Origin of the sequence: Amycolatopsis sp. CB00013, assembly GCF_001905755.1 — a bacterium.
GTDB classification, from domain to species: domain Bacteria; phylum Actinomycetota; class Actinomycetes; order Mycobacteriales; family Pseudonocardiaceae; genus Amycolatopsis; species Amycolatopsis japonica.
This window is the reverse complement of record NZ_LIWC01000003.1, coordinates 816,901-837,451: the sequence shown is the minus strand read 5'-3', so window position 1 is coordinate 837,451 and position 20,551 is coordinate 816,901. Positions and strand designations below refer to the sequence as shown.

The following is a 20,551-nucleotide window of genomic DNA, read 5'->3' as shown; positions in this document are numbered from 1 at the left end:
CGCTTCAGCGTGTCACACCGATCTCGGCGCCGGGAGCCTTCGCCGCGTCGACGGCGAGTGCGGCGGCACCGACGATCGCCGAATCGTCGCCGTGGTGCGCGGCCCGGATCCGCGCCAGCGGCCGGTGCCCGGCGCCGGTGATCTTGTCCGCGTAGTGCTCGCGGGCCTCGTCGAGGAACAGCGGAGCCGATTCGGACACGCCGCCACCGATCACGATGAGCTCGGGATCGAAGACGTCGGCGACCAGCGCCAGCCCCTCGGCCAGCCATTTCGCCAGCTCGGTCATCGCGCGCTGGGCGATCGGGTCGCCGTCGCGGGCGGCCCCGGCGACGCGGCGGCCGGTGACCGAACCGGGGTCTCCCCTGGTCTCGCGCGCCAGCACGGTCGAACGGCCGGGATGCCGCGCGAGCAGCTCCACCGCCGTCGCCGCCAGCGCCGTCCCGCTGCAGTAGCGCTCCCAGCAGCCGTATTTCCCGCACGGGCAGGGCCTGCCGCCGGGGACGACGGTCAGGTGCCCGAGTTCCGGCGCGACACCGTACGCGCCCCGGTAGATCTTGCCGTCGAGCAGCAGTCCCGCGCCGATCCCGGTACCGAGGGCGATCAGCGCGGCGACATGAGCGCCGCGGGCGGCCCCGAAGCGGTATTCGCCGACCGCGGCGGCGTTCACGTCGTGCTCCAGGGTCACCGGCAGGCCGACCCGCTTCTCGATGCGCTCGGCGACCGGCGCGGCACGCCAGGACAGATGCGGCGCGAACATCACCGTCCGCCGGTCCTTCGCGACGAACCCGGCGACCGCGAGCCCGACCCCGGACACGTCGTGCCGGTTACGGAGGTCTTCGACGACGCCGGCGATGGCGTCTTCGAGCGCGTCCTCCCCGCTGGGCGTCCCGACCCTGGCGGTGTCCATCAGCGAGCCGTGCTCGTCCACCACGCCGGCGCGCACACTCGTGCCCCCGACGTCCACCCCTACCGTCAGCAACTCAGTTCTCCCGGTCCGGCTGCCAAGCGTCGCGCCTGGTCACCGTGATGTGCTGGACCCGCGAAGCTCCCATCGGCACATCTTCGGCCGCGGGCTCCTTCCGCGCAGGCTGGAACCCCGGCATGTGCACGCCTGCCTCGGGTTCCCACCGGTCGGCGAGCACCGCCCGCAGCAACGCGACGAGCTGCGCGGCCTGCTCCATCAGGCGGGCCACGAACTCGGGCCGTTCCCCTCGGAAGACCCCGACGACGGCGCAGAGCGGGCACCATCCGTCGGCGTCGTGGTCGGTGCAGCCGTGCCCGGCGGAGATCAGGCCCTCCAGCCACGGCGCGGCGTGCTCGACGACCAGTTCGACCAGGAGCCGGATCTCTTCGGCCAGTTCGAGCGGCTTCGATCCGGTGTACTCGTTGTTCTCGCTCACCCGGGTCCCCGGTTCCCGGCCAGGCTCACGACCAGGCCGTGCGCGTCGGATTCCGCACCGGTGATCCGGCACGGGCGCAACATCTCCGGCAGCGCGATCAGCCGCCGGAAACCGTCCACGGTGACGGCGAGATCATCGTCCACTCTGGCCAGGTCCACTTCGGAATCGAGGTGCAAGGGCACCGCGATCCGCAGCTCGTAGCCGTCGTCCGATTCGGACACCTGCAGCAGTGGGGTCACACCTTTTTCGTTCCCTGCCAAGGGGTCCAGCCCCTGATAGAGCTCGTACGCGATTTCCTGCAACGCCTCGAGCCCCACCGGCTCGACGGCGCGATGCTCGACGGGCTTCACCTGCCCCGATCCGAAACCCGCTTCGGCGAGTTCGGCGAGGACGGCGTTCTGCTGGGTGCGGCGGGTCCGCATCCAGGTGGCCGCGGCGCCGCGCCAGAACCCGGGCGCGGGCATGAGCCGGTTGACGATCAGGCCGTCGACCAGGATCCCGCGCAGGGCAAGGGAACTGAGGGTGCGGCGGGCTTCGGCGACGACGACGCGCTCCGGCGTCAGCACGAGCCGCACGGTGGTGGTGGCCGGATCGGTCAGCAGCGTGCGCAGCGACTCCAGATGCGCGCCGAGCCGCCGCACCGCGGCCGCCGTGCGCCGCGCGCCCGGTTTGAACATCCGCGACAGATAGCCGGAGACCGCTTCGGGCAAAGCCAGCAGCCGCAGGGTTTCCGCGGTCGGCCCGCAGTCGACGACGACCGTCTCCCAGGGACCGTGCTCGGCGAGGCGCTGGACCTCGGTGAGGGCGAGGAGCTCGTCGACGCCGGGCACCACGGTGAGCTCTTCGGCGTCGAGCGAGTCGAGACCCACTCCCGCGAGCGCGGTCTGCAGTTCCCGCCGGAGTTCGCGCCAGGTGCTGTCGACGAGGCCGCGGGTGTCGATCTGGGCGGCGTGGAGCAGCGTGTCCACTTCGGACGGTTCGCCGCCGAGCGGGCGGCCGAAGGCGTCACCGAGGGAATGCGCCGGGTCGGTCGAGACCACGAGCGTCTTCCTGCCCCGCCCGGCCAGTGCCGCCGCCGTCGCCGCGGCCAGCGTGGTCTTGCCGACACCCCCCTTGCCGGTGAACAGCAGGATCCGCATGCCTACCCTTCGACTCAGGATGCTTCAGCGCGCTTCTTGAGCTCCTTGAGCGCGGTGTCCATGACCATCTTCTCGGCCTTGCGGCGCAGCAGCCCGATCATCGGCAGCGCCAGCTCGACGGACAGCGTATACGTCACCTTGGTGCGTCCGGCGCCCAGCGCTTCGAGGGCGTAGCGGCCGTTCTGGGCCTTCTGCATCTGCCCCTTGACCAGGTGCCAGCTGACTCCGTTGCCGTCGGCGTCCCAGTCGTACTCGAGGGTGTACACGTCCTTGATGGGGCCGGCGTCGAGGGTGAGTTTCACCTGCTTGGCGCGGCCGTCGGCGTCCTCGCCGAGCACCTCGGTCTCCCGGACGGCCTTGGCCCATTCCGGGTACGCGGGAAAGTCGGCGATGACGGCCATGACCCGCTCGGGCTCGGCGTCGACCTCGATGGATTGCGTGGACTGCTCGGCCATGAACGCAGCCTAGCCGCAGCCCAGGGTCACCAGCGAAGCACGTACGGCTGTGCCGTCTCTTTGAAGTGACCGACGTTACGGCATTCGGTCCTGCCGAGCCGCGTCCGCGGGGTCAGCGGCTGGTGGACGTGCCCGAACACCGACCAGCGCGGCCGCTGCTCGCGGATGAGGTCCACCAGCGCCGCCGAGCCGATCTCGGACCGCCGCGCGATCACGTCGTAGGTCAGTTCCGGGACGGCCGGCGGGATGTGGGTGCACAGGACGTCGACGTTCTCCAGCCCGGCGACCGCGACGTCGTACTCCTCGCGGGTGCGCAGGTACGGCCGCCAGAAGCCGTTGCGGCGCGGGACCACGTTCGGCGGGAGCAGCGCGCCGCCGATGAACCCGAAGCGCAGGCCGCCGAACTCGGCGACCTCGCCGTCGAGGACGGTGATGCCGTCGCCGGCGAATTCGGGCCACAGCGAGGGGTCGTCGACGTTGCCGGGGGTCGCGAACGTCGGCGCGGTCAGCGCACCGAACAGAACGCCGTACTGGTCGTGGATCGCCTCGCCGACGGCGGCCGCGGGATCGGCCAAAGTGGCCCACAACGATCGCGAGAAGGCAACGGTCTCATCACGAGTGCCCTCGCGCCGCAGGCGCGCGAACTCGCCGACCTTCTCGGCGCCGAACAGCGCGCCCATGATGCCCTTGTCGTGCTCGCGGTAGTCGACGAAGTCCAGCAGGTCGCCGAGAACGATCAGCGCGTCGGCGCCGTCGCCCGCGCGTTTGAGCGCGTCGGCGTTGCCGTGCACGTCCGACACCACGTGAACCCGCATGCTCTCCCCTGTGCTCCCCGTGCCTACTGAGCCCGGGGACCGACCCCGGGCTCGCGCCCGTCCTCCAGGACCTCCTTGAGCCCGAGCGCGATCGCCTTGGCGGCGCGGGCACGGCGGTCGAACTCGCGGCGCAGTTCCCGCGGTGCCAGGCCGATCGGCTCCCCGTCGGGACCGGCGGGGGTGGCGCGCAGGAAGTAGTGCAGCAAGGTTCCGTCGAGCACCGGCTCGAGCCAGACCTCCATGGTACCGATCAAGGCACCGCGCACGGTCCAGCGCAATCCCTGGTCCCCGCGGTCGGTGTAGACCTCCAGGACGAGGTCCGGCCAGTAACGTGACCAAGATCGCGGATCGGCGAAAGCGGCGGCCACGGTGGAGGGCGGGACCACGAGGAAGGTCTCGTCGACGATGTCGAGAGCTGGCGGCGCCTGGTTCACAGCGGCAGAATGTCATGCCCTGGGTATGGCCGATTCGTCAGCATGGTCTTAAGGTGCACGGCACGCTAAGTTGACTGGCGGGTAACACCGGTCACACCACTTGCACGCGAACACGGAGGTTCCTCGTGCGCGAATACAGCGCCCCCGCCGCCAATCCGGTGACAGACGACGAGAATCTCGCCGACGTCGTCTGGGCGAACGCGGAGCGGTTCTCCGATGTCGTGAGTTTCCGCCGCCAGGTCGACGGTACCTGGTTGGACGTCACCGCCAAAGACTTCGCCGCCCAGGTTCTGGCCGTGGCCAAGGGAATGGCCCAGGCGGGCATCGCACCGGGCGACCGGATCGGGCTCATGTCCAAGACCCGCTACGAATGGACCCTGATCGACTTCGCGATCTGGGCCGCCGGCGCGGTCACCGTCCCGATCTACGACACCTCGTCGGCCGAGCAGGTCCACTGGATCCTCTCGGACTCGGCCGCGAAGGGCGTGTTCGTCGAGACCGACGAGCACCTCGCGACGCTGGAGTCCGTGAAGGGCCGCCTCGACGGGCTCGAGCACACCTGGCAGATCGACGCCGCCGCCGTCGACCACCTCACCGAGCAGGGCGCCGAGCTGAGCGACGACGACCTGCACGAGCGCCGCCGCACGGTGAAGGCCGGCGATCTGGCCACGATCGTGTACACCTCGGGCACGACCGGCCGCCCCAAGGGCGTCGAGCTGACCCACCGGAACCTCCTCGCCGAGATCCGCGCCGACATCGCCGCGTTCCCGCAGCTGATGGAGCAGGGCAACTCGCTGCTGGTGTTCCTGCCGCTCGCGCACGTCCTCGCCCGCGCCATCGCGGTGACCGCGCTGAGCGCGCGAGTGACCCTCGGGCACACCTCGGACGTCAAAAACCTCGTCGCCGACCTCGGCACCTTCCGGCCGACGTTCGTCGTCGCCGTGCCGCGCGTGTTCGAGAAGGTCTACAACAGCGCGAAGCAGAAGGCGCACGGCGACGGCAAGGGCAAGATCTTCGACGCCGCCGAAGCCACCGCGGTCGCGTACAGCCAGGCTCAGGACACCGGCGGCGCCGGACTGGGTCTCAAGGTCAAGCACGCGCTGTTCGACAAGCTGGTGTTCAGCAAGCTCCGCGCGGCCCTCGGCGGCCGGTGCGTCGCCGCGGTGTCCGGCGGTGCCCCGCTCGGCGTGCGGCTGGCGCATTTCTTCCGCGGCATCGGCGTCCCGGTGTTCGAGGGCTACGGCCTGACCGAGACCTCCGCGGCGGCCTGCGTCGGCACGCAGGACGGGTTCCGCGTCGGCACCGTGGGCCGCCCGGTCGCCGGCACCTCGGTCCGGATCGCCGACGACGGCGAGATCCTGCTGAAGGGCGACGTCGTGTTCGGCGGCTACTTCAACAACCCCGAGGCGACCGCCGAAGCGCTGGAAGACGGCTGGTTCCACACTGGCGACCTCGGCGAACTGGACAACGACGGCTTCCTGAAGATCACCGGGCGCAAGAAGGAGATCATCGTCACGGCGGGCGGCAAGAACGTCGCCCCGTCCGGGCTCGAGGACACCATCAAGGCCAGCCCGCTGGTCAGCCAGGCGATGGTCGTCGGCGACCAGCGGCCGTTCATCGGCGCGCTGATCACCATCGACGAGGAGTACTTCCCGTCGTGGAAGTCGCAGCACGGCAAGCCTTCCGACGCGTCGGTGTCCGATCTGGCCGACGACGCCGAACTGCGCGCCGAGATCCAGACGGCCGTCGATCAGGCCAACAGCGCGGTGTCGCAGGCCGAGGCGATCAAGAAGTTCACGATCCTCTCGAAGGACTTCACCGAGGCGGGCGGGGAGATCACGCCGAGCCTGAAGCTGAAGCGCAACATCGTGAACAAGAACTACGCGACCGACATCGAGGCCCTGTACAAGAAGTAGCCTTTCGCGCGTGAAGGCCTCCTTCCCTACGCTGAGCCGCGGGAAGGAGGCCTTCACGCGCTTGGCAGGAGGGCCGGGTGTTGCGAAAGTGGCTTTCGCGACGTTGAAGGTTGCGAAAGTGGCTTTCGCAACGCCCTGCCGGGCGGTGAGCGTCCATCTTGGACAGCGGGTGTCGTGAAGGCCTCCTTCCCTACCCTCAAGGTAGTGAAGGAGGCCTTCACGGACTTCGGACCCGCCCTGGGCATGACAAGGGGCTGAAGGACGCTTTCACCGCGTGACATGCGGCGAAAGCGTCCTTCAGCCGATCTTCTCGTCCCAGTCGATGTGGTGCCGGTAAAGCCAATTCCGGTCCCGGTCGGACGTCGTCCCCGAGGACACCGCCGCGCTGCCCGCCACCAGCTCCTCCACCCGCGCCCGCCGCAGCCGCTCATAGGCCGCGAAAGCCGTTGGCGCGTCGGGAAGATCCCGCAAACACTGGGCCAGTACGACACTGTCCTCCAGCGCCATCGACGCGCCCTGCCCCGCGGCGGGCGAGGCCGCGTGCGCCGCGTCGCCGACGAGCACCATCGTCGAGTTGAACCACACCGGTGTCGACGGCACGTCGTAGGAGTGACCGCCGAACACGTCGTCGCCCGTCGACCGGATGATTTCCGCGGCGGGCAACGGTTCCCCGTCGAAGGCGGCGAAAGCGGCCGCGCGCCATTCGGCCGGTGTCAGGCCGGAGCGCACTCCCTCGGCCGTGGGAAGCCGCGCGAACCAGTACGTCGAGCCGTCGGGAGTGCTCGTGTAGCCGAAGTAGGCGTGCAGGCTCTGAATCATCCGATAGAGGGAAGGCGCCTGCGGGATGTTCGTGTCGGTCGTGTAGCCGTAGACGACGTCGAGGCCCGTCGAACGCGGCGGCGGGCAGTCCGGGTCGATGATCGTCCGGACGACCGAACGCAGGCCGTCGGCGCCGATCAGGATGTCGCCTTCGGCCACGGAACCGTCCTCGAACCGCGCGATCCCCGGCGAGGCGGAAACCAGCCGTTTCCCGCGCTCGAAGGTGATCCCGCGCGAGATCGCCTCGTCCTGCAGCGCACGGTAAAGCGACGCCCGCGTCATCGTGCGCGGACCGGCGAGGCCTTCGATGTCGAAGGAACGTCGTTCGACGGTCCGCCCGTCGGGCGTCACGAGCTCCAGACCCACGGCGCCGAACGAAATGTCGATCACCGGTGCCTCGGCGCCGATCGCGCGCAGGGCGTCCATGCCGTTGTGCATGATCGTCAGGAACGCGCCCGCGTCCTCGCCTCCGAACGGATGCGCCTCGTGGACGCTCGCCTCGATCCCGGCCCGGCGCAACGCCATCGCGGTCACCGTGCCGGAGACACCGCCGCCGATGATCACTGCCTTCACCGTGAACCCCCTGTCGTGTCGCCGACCCCCGACGGTACCGGGAAACGGCGACACGACAGAGGGGATCACGCGCCGCCGCTGGCGACGATGTCGCCGTTGACGCCCTTGGGGAAGAACCCGCCCTCCTTCACCGCGCCCGGGTTCAGGTAGACGACGTTCAGCACCCGGTCGGCGCCGCGGCCGAAGCAGATGCCGTTGTGGTCGGTCGGCACGATGTTGGCCTGGTTGCCGAGCAGGACACCCTGGTCGTCGTCGCCGGGACCGTCGAGGGCGTCGCGCGCGTTGGAGATCTTGGCGGCCGCGTCGCCGAGTTCCCGGTCGAACAGCGCGGTCCGGATGGTGGCGGCGTGGTAGGCCTCGGCGGCCAGGATGCCGGCGGCCGCGTCGAGGAACGTCTTGTTGGTGATCAGCGGCGCGGCACCCTTGTAGGCCGTCACGCCGACGTCCTCGAACAGGAACGCCGCGAGCAGGAAGTTCTTCTCGTTGGCGAACGGGTCGAACTGCTGGTACCCGCTGATCAGCCCGGCCGCCTTGGCCGCGGCGGTGAAGCTGTCCTTGAGATCGATCTCGGGCCGCGACACCGCGGCCTCGCCCAGCGCGCCGCGCAGGAATTTGACGTGCGCGACCTCGTCGCCCGCGATCTCCTTCGCGAACTGGTGCAGCGCCTTGTCGTGGAACATCACCTTCTTGCCGCCGGAGACGCCGCCCTGAGTGCCGACGCCACCGGTGAGGTCGTCCGGCAGCCCGCGGCCGTGGACGGCGAAGGAGTAGAACTCGGCTTCGAGGTACTCCAGGTTGAGCGCGAAATTGAGGACGGCGGCGTCACTGGGAGCACCCTCGGCGGCAGCGGCGTCACCCGTGGCCGAAGCCGACGAAGTGGCCTGGACCCCGAGGTAGGTCGCGCCGACGACACCGAGCCCCGCCGCGCCAGCGGCCTTCAGGAACCGGCGGCGATCCGTGCGGTTCTCCGCGCTGCGGGAGATCAGGGTACGAACGAAGGGCTTTCCGAACACGAGTGGTTCCTCTCGTCTTTGCGGTGCACACCCACCCACTCGGACGTTCGGAACCACCCGTGACCCGGATTGGAGAAGATCTCGAAATTAGTTCTTCGTCGCCGCGGCAAGGCGGACGCAGACCGCGAGACCGCGGATGGCCTCTTCCACCTCGGCCAGCTCGGGGTACGTCGGCGCGATGCGGATGACGGCGTCCTCGGGGTCGTCGCCGTACGGGTGGGTCGCGCCGGCCGGGGTCAGGGCGATACCCGCCTCCTTGGCCAGCCGCACGACCTCCTTGGCGGTCCCGGACGGCACGGTCAGCGAGATGAAGTACCCGCCGGTCGGCTTGGTCCAGGACGCGAGGCCCGATTCGCCGAGTTCCTTGGTGAGGATCTCGTCGACGGCCGCGAACTTCGGCCCGATGAGCTCGGCGTGCTTGCGCATGTGCTCGCGGACGCCGTCCTCGTCGCGCAGGAACTGCGCGTGGCGGAGCTGGTTGACCTTGTCCGGGCCGATGGTCCGCTTGCCGATGAGGCCGGTCCACCAGGCCAGGTTCGCCTCGGACGCACCGAAGAAGCCGACGCCGCCACCCGCGTAGGTGACCTTCGAGGTGGAGCCGAAGACGAACACGCGGTCGGCGTTGCCCGCCTCGGTGGCCAGCGCGAGCAGGTCGGCCAGCTGCGCCTCGTCCTCGGTGAGGTGGTGCACGGCGTAGGCGTTGTCCCAGAAGATCCGGAAGTCCGGGGCGGCCGTGGTCATCGTCGCCAGGCGGCGCACGGTGTCGTCGCTGTAGGTGACGCCGGTCGGGTTGCTGTACTTCGGCACGCACCAGATGCCCTTGACCGCGGCGTCCTCGGCGACGAGCCGCTCGACGACCGCCATGTCCGGGCCGGTCTCGGTGAGCGGCACCTGGATCAGCTCGATCCCGAAGCGCTCGGCCAGCGCGAAGTGGCGGTCGTAGCCCGGCACGGGGCACAGGAACTTGACGCTCGGCTCGTCGGCCCAGCGGCGCTCGGCGCCCGGCAGCTTGCTGAGGAAGGCCTGCACGATCGAGTCGTGCATGAGCTCCAGGCTGGAGTTGCCCGCGGCCAGCAGCTGCTCGGCCGGGACCTGCAGCGGCCCGGCGAAGATGCGGCGGAGCTCGGGCAGGCCCTTGAGGCCGCCGTAGTTGCGGACGTCCGTGCCGTCCTCGGCCTTGCGCACGTCTCCGGGGAGGGCGAGCAGCCCGTCGGCGAGGTCCAGCTGGCGAGGGGACGGCTTGCCGCGGGTGATGTCCAGGGAGAGGCCACGGTCGACGAGGGCCGCGTAGTCGCGGCGGGCGCTCTCGACATCGACAGGTGCAGTGGTCATGCCTAACGCTAAACCCGGCGGCGGTCCGGCGTGAGACGAGGGTGGCCCTAGGCCCGTGCGTACAAGATCCGATAACGGTTCCGGCGCGTTTTTCAGCAATCGTAACGAGGCCAAATCCCCTATTGATGCCGCCGCCGTTCCCGCATTCTCGGTAGCACGAGGAAAAGGGGAGAAAATGGGTGCGAAGAAGTGGGCGATGGTGACGTTGGCGGCGGCGGGAACGCTGGCCGCGTGCGCGGTGCCGAATCAGGGAACGGCGATGCCCGCGGTCGCGGTGGCCGCTCCGCCGAACACGATCGTGATCCAGCCACCCGCCGTCGCGGCCCCACCGCAAACGGTTTACGTCGCACCACCCGCGACGCAGACCGTCTATCCCGCACCGTCGGTTCCCGTGGCGCAAACGGTGATCGCCTTCTACGACGCGATCAACCGGCGTGATTTCCTCACCGCGTGGAATCTCGGTGGGCAACGCCTGGCGAAAGGCGGCACTTTCGCTTCCTGGTCCAGTGGGTACACGACGACTTCGTGGGCCGCGGTCACCGTGCGGAGCGTGAGCGCGAACACCGTGTACGTCGACCTTTCAGCCCGGCAGACCGATGGTTCGCTCCGCACTTTTTCCGGTTCCTACACCGTTTCCGGCGGCGTGATCACCGCCGCGAACATGAAACGCCTCTCCTGATCACAGCGGGACGAGCTGAGAGATCTTCCATCGGCCGTCGACGCGCTGCGCGGTGACCGAAAGCTGGGACACCGTCGACTGCGGGGCCCCGCCACCGGCGGTCATCGTCTGCTGGTCGAGGAACAGCAGCACCTCGGCCTGATCGCCGCGCAGGGACCGGACGCCGAGCGACCGCACCGTCGTCGTGCGCACCAGCTTCCCTTCCTCGGCACGCTTCCGCGCCGAGGCGAACTGGTCACGGTACTGGCCGGTCGCCGCCCCGGTCAGCACCTCGGCGGCGGCCCGCTCGGTGCGCGCGAGGTTGCTGTAGTCGTAGGAGAACACGGCCTTCACCCCGGCACCGACCTGGTCCGCGACCTCGGCCGTGGCCGCCTGGTCCACCAGCGCCGCGTTGCCGTCCGAGCCCAGCGAGGACGCCTGGAGGCCGAACCACACCGCGCAGCCGGCGGCCAGGACGATGACCGCGACGAGGAGCCGCGGGACACGCCCGGTCATGAGCCCGCCGCCTGGACCGCGCTGACCTTCCAGCCGTCCTCGACGCGCTGGTAGTCCACGGTCAGCCTGCTCACCTTCGGCGCGGCCGACCCGCCGCCGGTGCTGACCCGCACGTCCAGCACGGCCATCAGGCGCGCCGTCCCGGCGGCGGCGTCGAGTTCGGTGACCGCGGCCTGCTTGAGCTTGGCGGTGGCGACGGTCTTGCTCGCGGTCGCCCGGTCGATCTGGATCTGGCGGTCGCCGGTGAGGTCCTTGCCGAGCCGTCCGGTGGTGACGCCGAGCCAGCGGTCGACGTCCTTCGCGCCACTGCGGTAGTCGATCGTGTTGAGCACCTCCAGCTGGCCGGACGCGGCGGCGAGGACGGCCTCGCGCTCGCGGCCCCTGGCCAGGCCGTCGTCGCCCGCGGCGCTCCACCACGACCAGCCGAACCAGGCAGCCGCGAGGACCGCCAGCGCGGCCACGACGGTGAGGGCGCGGGTGAGCATCACTTCCCGCCCAGCAACGCGCCGAGCCCGCCGGGCGCGGATCCGGTGAGCAGGCTCAGCACCCCCGGCAGCTGGGCGGATTCCGCCGCCTGCGGGGTCTGCTTCGGCCGCTCCGGGACCGCCGGCGGCTTCCCGGCGTACGGGGCGTTCTGCGAGCCTCGCACGCCTGTGGGGCTTCCTGGCGGCTCGGCGCAGTACGCCTGGGTGTTCACCGGCGCTTCGGTGGTGTCGTTCGCGGGACGCTGCTTCGTGCCCTCGTAACCCTTCGTGCACGAGACCGGGTCGAAGAAGTTGAACACGACGCCGAGGTGGCCGGTGCCGTCCGGCGACGTCGAGCGCGAGAACGCCGAGATGATCGGGTACGCGACCAGGAGTTCCTCGATGGCGTCGGTACGGGCGGAGGTGATCTGGGCGGTCGTGAGCGTGTTCGCGAACAGGACCCCGAGGTCGGTCCCGGACACCGCGAGCACGTCGCTGATCTGGCGGCTCAGCTTCGGCGCCTCGTCGATCACGCGCCGCAGATCCGGGTCGGACGTCTTCAGCTGCGCGGCGATCGTCTTGAGCCCGCTGGAGAATTGCGTGATGTTGTCCGCCTGCCGCCGTTGCGTGTCCAGCACGGTCCGCGAGTTGGCGAGCAGGCCTTGGGTGTCGGGCAGGTACTGCGTCGCGGTCGCGGTGAGCGAACCGGTGCTGTTCAGCAGCTGCCGCAGATCCGGGCCGGCGTTCGCGAACGCCTCGTAGGTCTCGTCGACGACCGTCCGCAACGATTCCGGCTTCACACTCGACACAAGTTTGTCCAAATTGGACAGCACGGTGTCCGGCGCGAGCGGGATCGAGGTCTTGTCGCGTTTGATGACCGAACCCTCGGTGAGGTACGGCCCGTTTTCGTGCATGGGCAGCAGATCCACGTACTGCTCCCCCACCGCCGACCGGTTCGCGACCGCGGCCTTGGTGTCCGCGGGGATCTTCGGTGCGCCCGAATCGATGTCGAGACCGAGGTCGATGCCGTGTTCGGTGAGCGTCATCGACGCGACCTTGCCGACCGCGACGCCACGGTAGGAGACCTCGGCGTTGACGAAGATCCCGCCGGAGTCCACGAGCTGCGCGGTGACGAGGTAGCCGCGGGTGCCGAAGAGCCGGTCCAGCCCGGCGTAGTTGCCGCCCGCGTAGACGACCGAAACCACCGCGATGACGACGAACACCGCCAGCTGGATCCTGATCTTGCGCGTGATCACCGGCCACCTCCCAGCAGCGGCCCGAGGATCCCGCCGAGCACGCCGCCCAGCGCGTCCCCTTGCGCGGCCGGTGGCGCTTGCGGGAGATCACCGGGCAACGGCAGCACCGGCGGGGCGGCACCGTTGTTGAACGGGATCGCGCCGGGTGTGCCGGTGCCCTGGGTGCCCGGCAGCTGGATGATCGGCTGCGACGAGTTGTTCATGTTCTCCAGGAAGGTGTCCAGGTTCAGGTCGATCTTGGCCTCGACGTTCGCGTAGTCGCCCTTGATCACGTTGCCCGCGTAGTCCGGGAACGGATACGTGAGCAGGATCCGCAACGCCGTCGGCAGATCCTGGCCCGCCTCGGTCAGCTTCTTCAGCGTGGGCTGCAGCGCGCGCAGGTTCGCGACCAGCGTGTCCTTGCTCGCCTTGATCGTCTCGGTGGCGACCCCCGAAAGGGTGTTGAGCGACTGCAGCATGCCGACGAGCTGATCCCGTTGCTCGGTCACGACCTTGAGCCCCGGCGAGAGGTTGTCGAGTGCGTTGGTGAGGTTCTGCGTCTGGCCGACGAGGGTCTTGGACAGCTTGTCGAGACCGTCGATGGCGCGCAGGATCTCGCCCTTGTGCCCGTCGAGTTCGGTGGCCAGCTTGTCCACCCGGGACAGCAGGGAGCGGACCTCGGCCTCGTTGCCGGTGAGCGCCTCGTTGAGTTCGTGGCTGATCTTCTGGATCTGCTCGACCCCGCCGCCGTTGAGCAGCAGGGAAAGCGCGCCGAGGACCTCTTCGACCTCGGGGTTGCGGTTCGTGCGGTCCAGCGGGATCTTCGCGCCCTCGGCGAGCGTTCCTTCGGGCTTTTCGGGGGCGTGTAGATCGACGAACTTCTCCCCCAGCAGGCTCGACTGCCGCAGCTCGGCGCGCGCGTTCGCGGGCAGCGCGATGTCGCCGTTGACCACCATGCTCACCCACGCCGAACGCGTGTCCGGCGCGAGGTCGATCTTCTCGACGCGGCCGACCGGGACGTCGTTGACCTTCACACTCGCCTGCGGCACGAGGTCCAGGACGTCGGAGAACTGCGCGGTGAGCCGGTACGGATGGTCGCCGAGATCGGCGCCGCCCGGCAAGGGGGTGTTGTACAGCCCCGAAAACCCGCCGTCACTGCATCCGGCGAGCACGAGGACGCCCGCCATCACCCCGGCGATCTTCTGCCGCTGCCGCCTCATTTCGGGAGTCCTTTGGTCATGACGTCCACCAGCGGGAGAGGCAACGGCGGCAGTTCGCCGCTCTGCAGCGAGGCCAGCACCTGCGGGACCGACGGGAGTTTCAACGTGCCGTCGAGGACGGGCGCGAGCTGTTTGCAGATGTTGCCCAGCGCGTCAGGGATCGGTTTCGGCGTGCTCGCGCTGATCAGCCGGCACACGGTCAGGATCGGCGGGTGGGTCAGTTCGTTGAGGTTGTCGCGCACCGCGATCGTGCCGGACGCGGCGTCGTAGGAGTTGATGAAGTTGGTCGCCCCGGTCGGCGCGATGTCGATCACCTCGGCGAGCGAGGCACGCTGGTCCACGAGCACCTTCGTCAGCCCGGCCAGCTTGTCCACATTGGACGAGAGCAGATCCTTGTTCTCCGCGACGAACTTCTCGACGTCGCCCATCGCCGTCGCCAGGGAGCTCAACGCGGAGCCGACGTCGGCGGAGTCCGCGGCCAGGAACCCGCTCACGTCCGCCGCCCGGCGATAGAACTCGTTGAGCTGCTTGTCGCTTTCGGCCAGCGCGCCGGTGAAGGAGTTCAGGTTCTGCACGGTGGTGAACAGGTCGCCCTTGGAGCTGTCCAAGGTCTTGGCCAGTTCGGACAGCCGCGTCACCGTGGTGTTGAGGTTCTTCCCGTTGCCGGCGAGGTTCGCCGCCGCGGTGTCGAGCACGTCGGACAGCGCGCCGTTCTTGTTGGCGCCATTGGGTCCAAGGCTGGTCGAGAGCTTGTCGAGACTCGTGTAGAGGTCGTCGAGCTCGGCGGGCGTCGCCGTCTTCTCCTTGGCGATCACCGTGTCCGTCGCCATTTCGGGGCCGCTCTCGTAGGCCGGGGTCAGCTGCACGTAGCGGTCGCTGACCAGGCTCGGCGCGACGACGACGGCGCCCGCGTCGGCCGGGATCGGCGTGTCGCCGTCGATCCGCATGTCGACCCGGACCGCCTCGCCCTGCGGGGTCACGCCGGTGATCTCCCCGACCTTCACGCCGAGCACCCGGACCGACGAACCCGCGTAGAGCCCGACGGTCTTGCCGAAGTAGGCGCTGATCCTGGTCCCGCCCGGTTCCTTGAACACCAGCCACAGCCCGGCGGTCAGGAGCAGCACGAGGACGCAGGCGAACGCGACCCAGTTGTAAAGCGTGCGAGTCCGGGTGCTCATCGTCCACCCACTCCCTGGTTCGGTGCCGCGATCGGCGGGGTGCAGCCCTCCGGGTTCACCTGGAACGCGCCCGCGATGATCGTCGGCGGCAGCAGACCGCACAGATAACCCTCGAACCAGCGTCCGTTGCCGGTCGCGTTGGCGCCGACGCGGGCGAACGGCGCCATCAGCGCGAGACTGCGGCTGAGATTGTCCTGGTTGCGCTGCAGGATGTCGGTGACCTTGCCGAGTTTCTCCAGCGTCGGCTTCAGCTGTTGCCGGTTGTCGGCGACGAGACCGGACAGCTGCGCGGAAACCTGTTGCGTGCCCTTGAGCAAGGTGCTGATCGCGTCCTTCCGGTTCTGCAGTTCGGCGAGCAGGAGATTGCCGTCGTCGAGGATCCGCTTCAGCTGCGCGTTGCGATCGGACAGCGTCTTGGACACCTTGCTCGTGTTGGCCAGCAACGCCTTCAGGTCACTGTCGCGTGAGGACACCGTCTTGGACAACGAGGAAAGCCCGCCGAGGGCGTCCTTGAGGTACTGCGGGCTGTCCTTGAGCGCGTCGGACAGGACGGTGAAACTCGTCGCCAGCTGCGCGGTGTCGATCTCGCCGACCGTGCCCGACAGCTCCTGGAACGCGTCCTGCAGTTCGAACGGCGTCCGCGTGCGGTCGAGCCCGATGGTGGTGTTCGGGTCCTGGTTCGCCTTGCCCTTCGGCGTGAGCGCGAGGAACTTCTCGCCCAGCAGCGTCTTGATCTCGATCGACGCCGCGGTCGCGTCGCCGACCCGCACGTCCTTGACGCGGAACTTCACCAGCACCTTCTTGCCCGCCAGCTCCACCGAGCTGACCTGCCCGACCTTGACCCCGGCGACCTGGACCTCGTTGTCCGGCGCCAGCCCGGCCGACTCGCCGAAGTACGCGGAGTACGTCGTCCCGCTGCCGAACAACGGGATCCGATCGGAGAAGTACGTCGTCGCCGTGATCAGCACGATCAGGATCAGCGTCACGCCGCCGACCACGGCCTGGTTGCGTTCCTTGAGCGGCTTCACGGCCCGCACCTCTCCGGTCGCTGCGTGCCGGGCAGCGGCGTGATCGGCAGTTCGATGTTGAGCGATTTGATGCCGATGCTGCCGGAGATCCCGCACAGGTAGTAGTTGAACCAGCTGCCGTAGCTCAGCGTCCTGGTGAACTTCTGCAGGTTGCCCGGCAGCACCTGCAGGAGATGGTCGAGCAGCTGTTCGGAATCGCCGAGGTTCTGCGACAGCGCGCCGAGCTGGGCGACGTCGTCCTTGAGCGCCGGCCGCGCGTCGGCGAGCAGGCCGGTCGTGGCGACGGTGAGGTCGCCCAGCGCCTTGACCGCTTCCCCGATCGGCCGGCGCTGCTCGGAAAGCCCCGTGACCAGCCGCTGGGTCTGATCGATCAGCTCGCCCAGCTGCGGCGAGCGCTTCTCGACCGTGCCGAGCACGGTGTTGAGGTTCGCGATGACCTCACCGATGATCTTGTCCTTGCCCGCGATCGCGGACGTGACCGACGCGGTGTGCGCGAGAAGGCTGGTGATCGTGCCGCCCTCGCCTTGGAAGACCTGGATGATCTCGTAGGACAGTTTGTTGACGTCCTCGGGGTTGAGCGCGCGGAAGAGCGGTTTGAACCCGTTGAAGAGGACGGTCAGGTTCAGAGCCGGTTTCGTGCGCTCGGGCGGGATGACCCCGCCGCGCGGCAACGACTTCTCGTCCCCGATGTCCGTGCCGAGCGAGAGATACCGCTGCCCGACGAGGTTGCGGTACTTGATGGTCGCGGTCACCGAGGCGGGCAGCCGGTGCGAGGTCTGGACGTCGAAGTGGACCTGGGCGAAGTTCCGTTCGCCCTCCTCGACCTCGATCTTGCCGACCTGGCCGACCTTCACGCCGACGATGCGGACGTCGTCGCCTTCCTTGAGACCGGACGCGTCGGTGAACTTGGCCGTGTAGCCCGAAGTCTCGCCGAAGTTGGTGTTCGCGATGGTGGCGCCGAGGATCGCGGTGAGCAGCACGGTCACCACCGCGAAGACGAGGATCTTGATCAAGTCGGGAACGAAGGACCTCATCGGGTGCCCCTCCCGTCTCGTGTGCTGAAGGACGCTTTCGCCGCGTCACATGCGGTGAAGGGCCCCTTCAGCCCGGCCTTGCTCCAGGGGGTCGTGAGTGGCGATTCGGGTTCTAACCCGAATCGCCACTCACGACCCGCCGCAGCCACCGCAAGCGTGTCGCGAAAGCCACTTTCGGGACACAGGACGTCCCGAAAGTGGCTTTCGCGACACGCCCGAAGCGCGGAGGAGGCGCTCTGCGAGGCCGAACGGCTCCAGCACCCGACGCGGCTTTCTGTGAAGGCCTCCTTCCCTACGCTCAAGGTAGGGAAGGAGGCCTTCACGGACCCGGACCCCACGTTCGGCACGGTCCTCATCGCAGTTCCACCTCCGCCCCGCGGTACAGCGGCCCCACCAGCAGGCTGCCCCAGTTCGGCACCTGGTCCGGCGTCGTGCCCATCGCCGGCGACACGAGCAGATCGATCAGCCGCTGCTCGTCCGGCGAGTTCACCACCGAACCGCCCGCGTTCCCGCCCGCGGGAATGGTCCCGTTCGAGGGCAGGGTGCCGTCGGGGTCGCGCGGCGGCGCGGGTTTCGACGATCCGTCGTCGATGGCGCCGTCCGGCGGGTACTGCGGCCAGCGGCCCGGCGGCGGGAGCTCCGGATAGCACCGGGGGCCGCGTTTGTCGTTGTACTTCGGCTCGTCGACGCCGGGCAGGTACTTTCCCCGGCTCGGCGTGAACTCGATCGTCACCCGGCTGACCTCGGGATGCGCGGTGCCCTTGCCGAACGCGAGTTCCGCGCGCGGCACCGATCCGGCGAGCTGTTTGAGCAGGCACGGATACTCCGGCGAGTATTTCGCGAGGACGTCCAAAGTGGGCTGCAGGTTGGTGGTGAGGCGGATCAGGTTGTCCTGATTGACTTTCAGGAAGCTCGTCAGGTCGATCGAGGCCGCGGTCACCGTCGAGTAGACGTCGGCGAGCCCGCGCTGGCTCTCGACCAGGGTCTTGCTCGTGGTGGTCAGATCCGAAAGCGCGGCCAGCAGATCCGGCGCGGCCTTGTCGTAGATCGCGGCGGCGTCGGCGACTCCGGTGATGTCGGCCTTGAGATCCGGCAAAGACGGATTCACTTTGCCCAGATATTCCGAAAGTCCCGCCATCGTCGCGCCGAGCTGCTTGCCCTGACCGTCCAAAGCGGACGCGACGGCGTTGAGCGTGCTGGCCATCTTCTCCGGCTGGACGGCCTGCAGCAACGGCATCACGTTGCCGAGCACGGTTTCCAGCTCGATCGCGCTGCTGCTGCGGTCCTGCGGGATGACGTCGCCCTCGGCGATGTGCCGATCCGGCTTCTCGGGTACCTGCAAGGCGACATACCGCTCGCCGAACAACGTCTTCGGCAGCAGCCGCGCGGACACGTTGGACGGGATGACCGGCGTCTTGTCCGGCTGCAGCGCCAGGTCCATCGTCGCGCGATCGCCGTGGGCCTGGATCGCGCGGACCTCGCCGACGACCATTCCCCGCACCTTGACGTCCGCGCCCTCGCGCATCTGGTTGCCGATGCGGTCGGTCTCCAGTTTCACCAGGGTCACCGAAGTGAAGGCCTTCTGGTAGAAGGCGATGGTGGTGACGAAGAACAGCACGACCACCACGAGGAAGATCAGCCCCAGCACCTGGTGCCGGAGCCGCTGCAGCAGCATCCTCCTGTTCACCCGGAAATCCTCACTGTCGTGGTGGCGCCCCAGATCGCCAGGCTCAGGAAGAAGTCGAGCACCGAGATCAGCACGATCGACGTCCGCACCGCGCGGCCGACCGCGACGCCGACCCCGGCGGGCCCACCGCTGGCGGTATAGCCGTAGTAGCAATGGGACAGGATGACGAGCACGCTGAAGATGATCACCTTGAGGAACGACCAGAGCACGTCCTCGGGCGGCAGGAACAGCGTGAAGTAATGGTCGTAGGTGCCCGCGGACTGGCCGTAGAGCCAGATGGTGATCTGCCGCGAGGCGAGATAGGACGAAAGCAGCCCGACGGCGTACAGCGGGATCACCGCGGCGACGCCGGCGATCACCCGCGTCGTCACCAGGTACGGCATGCTCGGCACGCCCATCACTTCGAGCGCGTCGATCTCCTCGGAGATCTTCATCGCGCCCAGTTGCGCGGTGAACCCGCAGCCGACGGTGGCCGAAAGCGCGAGCCCGGCCGAAAGCGGCGCGACCTCGCGGGTGTTGAAGTAGGCCGAGATGAAGCCGGTCAGCGCGGCGGTGCCGAGCTGGTTCAGCGCCGAATAGCCCTGCAGGCCGACGATGAGACCGGTGAACAGGGTCATCCCGATCATCACGCCGAGCGTCCCGCCGATCACCGCGAGCGCGCCGGTGCCGAAGCTGACTTCGGTCAGCAGGCGGAAGATCTCGCGGCCGTAGCGCCGGATCGTGCGCGGGGTCCAGGCCAGCGCGCGGAAGTAGAACGACAGCTGGCCGCCGAAGCCTTCCAGCATCGCACCGGGACGCGCGATGATCTCGAGCGTCCGGTCGGAAACAGCGGGTTCGCCTGCCATGTCACATCGCCTTCGGCGGCACGATCCGCAGGTAGATCGCGGTCAGCACGACGTTGATCAGGAACAGCAGCAGGAACGTGATGACCACGGCCTGGTTCACCGCGTCGCCGACGCCCTTCGGCCCGCCCGCCGGGTTCAGCCCGCGGAACGCGGCGACCACCCCGGCGACGAAACCGTAGAGGAGCGCCTTGATCTCGCTGATCCACAGGTCCGGCACCTGTGCGAGGGCGTTGAAGCTGGCGAGATACGCGCCCGGCGTGCCGCCCTGCATGACGACGTTGAAGAAGTAGCCGCCGAGCACACCGACGACGCTGACCAAACCGTTCAGCAGTACCGAAACCACGATCGCGGCGAGGACGCGGGGCACGATCAGGCGCTGGATCGGGTTGACCCCGAGCACCTCCATCGCGTCGATCTCTTCGCGGATCTTGCGGGCGCCGATGTCGGCGCAGACCGCGCTGCCGCCCGCGCCCGCCACCAGCAGCGCGGTGATCAGCGGACTCGCCTGCTGCACGATCGCGAGCGCGCTCGCCGCGCCGGTGAACGACTGCGCGCCGATCTGCTGCGTCAGCGATCCCAGCTGCAGCGCGATGACCGCGCCGAACGGGATCGCCACGAGCGCCGTGGGCAGGATGGTGACACTGGCGAAGAACCAGCACTGCTGGATCCATTCACGGAACTGGAACGGTCGTTTGAAGATCGCGCGCAGGACTTCCCACGACAGCGTCGCGAGCCTGCCGACCTGTGTGAGCGCACCCGTACCGGGGACGGACACCGTCGCTCCCACAGA

General features: G+C 68.8%; 21 protein-coding genes. 2 read left to right on the top strand and 19 right to left on the bottom strand.

The features are described from left to right. Window positions 1–4: 4 nt before the first annotated feature. The 6 genes from AMK34_RS23490 to AMK34_RS23465 are packed head-to-tail and all read right to left on the bottom strand — an operon-like array spanning window position 5 to window position 4,243. Complete coding sequence (locus AMK34_RS23490) at window positions 5–964, bottom strand: ROK family protein (RefSeq protein ID WP_038516178.1); 960 nt, start codon at window positions 962–964, stop codon at window positions 5–7. A gap of 16 nt (window positions 965–980) precedes the next feature. Beyond that, entirely contained in the window at window positions 981–1,400 is a 420-nt protein-coding gene (locus tag AMK34_RS23485; RefSeq protein ID WP_038516181.1) for a hypothetical protein, read from the bottom strand. After that, window positions 1,397–2,539: an ArsA family ATPase gene (locus AMK34_RS23480; protein ID WP_073846798.1), complete on the bottom strand. Its 1,143-nt coding sequence runs from the start codon at window positions 2,537–2,539 to the stop codon at window positions 1,397–1,399. Before AMK34_RS23480 ends, AMK34_RS23485 begins: the two co-directional genes overlap by 4 nt. Before the next feature lie 14 nt (window positions 2,540–2,553). Further along, window positions 2,554–2,994, bottom strand: a complete 441-nt coding sequence (locus AMK34_RS23475) for an SRPBCC family protein (protein ID WP_037343373.1) — start codon at window positions 2,992–2,994, stop codon at window positions 2,554–2,556. Window positions 2,995–3,020: 26 nt separating this feature from the next. After that, window positions 3,021–3,809 carry a metallophosphoesterase family protein gene (locus AMK34_RS23470; protein ID WP_038516186.1) on the bottom strand — a complete coding sequence of 263 codons (789 nt, stop codon included), beginning with the start codon at window positions 3,807–3,809 and terminating at the stop codon, window positions 3,021–3,023. A 23-nt stretch (window positions 3,810–3,832) separates the two neighbouring features. Next, a complete protein-coding gene (locus tag AMK34_RS23465; RefSeq protein WP_038516189.1) occupies window positions 3,833–4,243 on the bottom strand; it encodes a hypothetical protein in 411 nt (136 codons plus the stop codon). Between the two features lie 125 nt (window positions 4,244–4,368). Here AMK34_RS23465 and AMK34_RS23460 point away from each other — a divergent pair, with 125 nt between their 5' ends. Continuing rightward, window positions 4,369–6,159 carry an AMP-dependent synthetase/ligase gene (locus AMK34_RS23460; protein ID WP_038516192.1) on the top strand — a complete coding sequence of 597 codons (1,791 nt, stop codon included), beginning with the start codon at window positions 4,369–4,371 and terminating at the stop codon, window positions 6,157–6,159. A 297-nt stretch (window positions 6,160–6,456) separates the two neighbouring features. Here AMK34_RS23460 and AMK34_RS23455 read toward each other — a convergent pair whose 3' ends face one another. From AMK34_RS23455 to AMK34_RS23445, 3 genes are all read right to left on the bottom strand, one after another. Beyond that, entirely contained in the window at window positions 6,457–7,551 is a 1,095-nt protein-coding gene (locus AMK34_RS23455) for an FAD-dependent oxidoreductase (RefSeq protein ID WP_073846797.1), read from the bottom strand. 65 nt (window positions 7,552–7,616) lie between these two features. Further along, entirely contained in the window at window positions 7,617–8,564 is a 948-nt protein-coding gene (locus tag AMK34_RS23450; RefSeq protein WP_038516198.1) for a ferritin-like domain-containing protein, read from the bottom strand. A gap of 87 nt (window positions 8,565–8,651) precedes the next feature. Then, window positions 8,652–9,896: an aminotransferase class I/II-fold pyridoxal phosphate-dependent enzyme gene (locus tag AMK34_RS23445; protein ID WP_073846796.1), complete on the bottom strand. Its 1,245-nt coding sequence runs from the start codon at window positions 9,894–9,896 to the stop codon at window positions 8,652–8,654. 175 nt (window positions 9,897–10,071) lie between these two features. Here AMK34_RS23445 and AMK34_RS23440 point away from each other — a divergent pair, with 175 nt between their 5' ends. Further along, window positions 10,072–10,575 (top strand): hypothetical protein, encoded by a 504-nt coding sequence (locus tag AMK34_RS23440; protein ID WP_073846795.1) that lies wholly within the window; start codon window positions 10,072–10,074, stop codon window positions 10,573–10,575. Here the strand turns inward: AMK34_RS23440 and AMK34_RS23435 are convergent, their stop codons facing one another. From AMK34_RS23435 to AMK34_RS23390, 10 genes are all read right to left on the bottom strand, one after another. Further along, window positions 10,576–11,070, bottom strand: coding sequence for a hypothetical protein (locus AMK34_RS23435; protein ID WP_073846794.1), 495 nt, complete (start codon window positions 11,068–11,070; stop codon window positions 10,576–10,578). Beyond that, entirely contained in the window at window positions 11,067–11,555 is a 489-nt protein-coding gene (locus AMK34_RS23430; protein ID WP_038516211.1) for a hypothetical protein, read from the bottom strand. The genes AMK34_RS23435 and AMK34_RS23430 overlap by 4 nt, the downstream gene beginning before the upstream one ends. Then, on the bottom strand, window positions 11,555–12,790 hold the full coding sequence (locus AMK34_RS23425) for an MCE family protein (protein ID WP_073846793.1): 1,236 nt from the start codon (window positions 12,788–12,790) through the stop codon (window positions 11,555–11,557). The genes AMK34_RS23430 and AMK34_RS23425 overlap by 1 nt, the downstream gene beginning before the upstream one ends. Next, window positions 12,787–13,989 (bottom strand): MCE family protein, encoded by a 1,203-nt coding sequence (locus AMK34_RS23420; RefSeq protein WP_073846792.1) that lies wholly within the window; start codon window positions 13,987–13,989, stop codon window positions 12,787–12,789. The genes AMK34_RS23425 and AMK34_RS23420 overlap by 4 nt, the downstream gene beginning before the upstream one ends. After that, window positions 13,986–15,167, bottom strand: a complete 1,182-nt coding sequence (locus AMK34_RS23415) for an MCE family protein (RefSeq protein WP_073846791.1) — start codon at window positions 15,165–15,167, stop codon at window positions 13,986–13,988. Before AMK34_RS23415 ends, AMK34_RS23420 begins: the two co-directional genes overlap by 4 nt. Then, the gene (locus AMK34_RS23410) at window positions 15,164–16,195 is read right to left on the bottom strand and encodes an MCE family protein (RefSeq protein WP_037343494.1); all 1,032 of its coding nucleotides are present in this window, start codon (window positions 16,193–16,195) and stop codon (window positions 15,164–15,166) included. Before AMK34_RS23410 ends, AMK34_RS23415 begins: the two co-directional genes overlap by 4 nt. After that, window positions 16,192–17,229, bottom strand: coding sequence for an MCE family protein (locus AMK34_RS23405; RefSeq protein ID WP_073846790.1), 1,038 nt, complete (start codon window positions 17,227–17,229; stop codon window positions 16,192–16,194). The genes AMK34_RS23410 and AMK34_RS23405 overlap by 4 nt, the downstream gene beginning before the upstream one ends. Window positions 17,230–17,581: 352 nt before the next feature. Further along, window positions 17,582–18,904: an MCE family protein gene (locus AMK34_RS23400; protein WP_038523890.1), complete on the bottom strand. Its 1,323-nt coding sequence runs from the start codon at window positions 18,902–18,904 to the stop codon at window positions 17,582–17,584. Window positions 18,905–18,912: 8 nt separating this feature from the next. Further along, window positions 18,913–19,761: an MlaE family ABC transporter permease gene (locus AMK34_RS23395; RefSeq protein WP_038516225.1), complete on the bottom strand. Its 849-nt coding sequence runs from the start codon at window positions 19,759–19,761 to the stop codon at window positions 18,913–18,915. A gap of 1 nt (window position 19,762) precedes the next feature. Beyond that, entirely contained in the window at window positions 19,763–20,548 is a 786-nt protein-coding gene (locus tag AMK34_RS23390; protein ID WP_125675589.1) for an MlaE family ABC transporter permease, read from the bottom strand. Window positions 20,549–20,551 lie beyond the last annotated feature (3 nt).